Source organism: Bacteroides sp. L10-4 (assembly GCF_013373675.1).
Lineage (GTDB): Bacteria > Bacteroidota > Bacteroidia > Bacteroidales > Bacteroidaceae > Bacteroides > Bacteroides muris.
The window spans coordinates 1-886 of the sequence record NZ_JABXJH010000145.1; the positions used below are offsets into that span (position 1 = coordinate 1).

1 protein-coding gene is annotated in these 886 nt (G+C 46.2%); it reads right to left on the reverse strand.

Annotated elements, in window-relative coordinates:
- The coding region (locus tag HU824_RS19445) for an IS982 family transposase (RefSeq protein WP_255260579.1) at positions 1-868 on the reverse strand (868 nt) is incomplete at its 3' end.
- Between the last annotated feature and the right edge of the window lie 18 nt (positions 869-886).

The window sequence follows — 886 nt, forward strand, 5'->3', positions numbered from 1 at the left end:
GATGATTAACGAAATTGACATATTGCATGAACGTCATTGCTGCTATTTTGCCTGCTATGCGGGTGAAAAGACCGCAGGATTGTTTTGCATAGTTTCGTATCATCATAAGATTGTCGTTGAGCTGGGAAAATATCGTTTCGATACGTTTACGGAATCTCTTGTATGCCCATGTAGGCGGATGCCAGTTTTTCTGATTCAGCCGATATGGAACTTCAAGAGTGATATTTGCTGCCTCAAAGAGATTCTTCTGAATCTCAGCACAGAGATAGCCTTTGTCTCCAAGCATCATGCAATCATGATATTCCCAGCGTACGTCCTTGAGATAATGAAGGTCATGAACACTTGCGGCAGTCATGTCAAAGGAATGGATAACACCAAGTATTCCGCAGACAACATGGAGCTTATAGCCATAATAATGCAAGCCTTGCGAAGCGCAGTATCCCCAGTCGGGAGCAGCATCGGGATTGTCTTGTCCCATGGTGCATCGTTTGGCCCGTGCGTTCCGGCATACCTTTACTGGTTTAGAATCAATGCAGAATACATCTTCGGGGCCATCAATAGCTCTGGCTACATCCTTGCGGATTTCTTCTGCAAGTCGGGCCGTGAGCTTGCGTCGGGCATTGAATTGTCTGCGACTGATCAGGTTAGGCAAATCCTCCTTACACTCATGGTGCAGACGATAAAAAAGAAGATTCTCGCTGTCGAAGCCGAAGGACTCGGCGGTTATCCCGAGAGCAATGACTTCAAGGTCGGAAAACTTGGGAACAACACCGCACCTGGGTACGTTTCCATGTTCATTAACTCGATTTCCGGCAAAATCCTTGCAGATTCCGAGGATTCTGACGAAATTTGCTATGAAGTTGCGCATAAGCAGTGCAATAGTAGT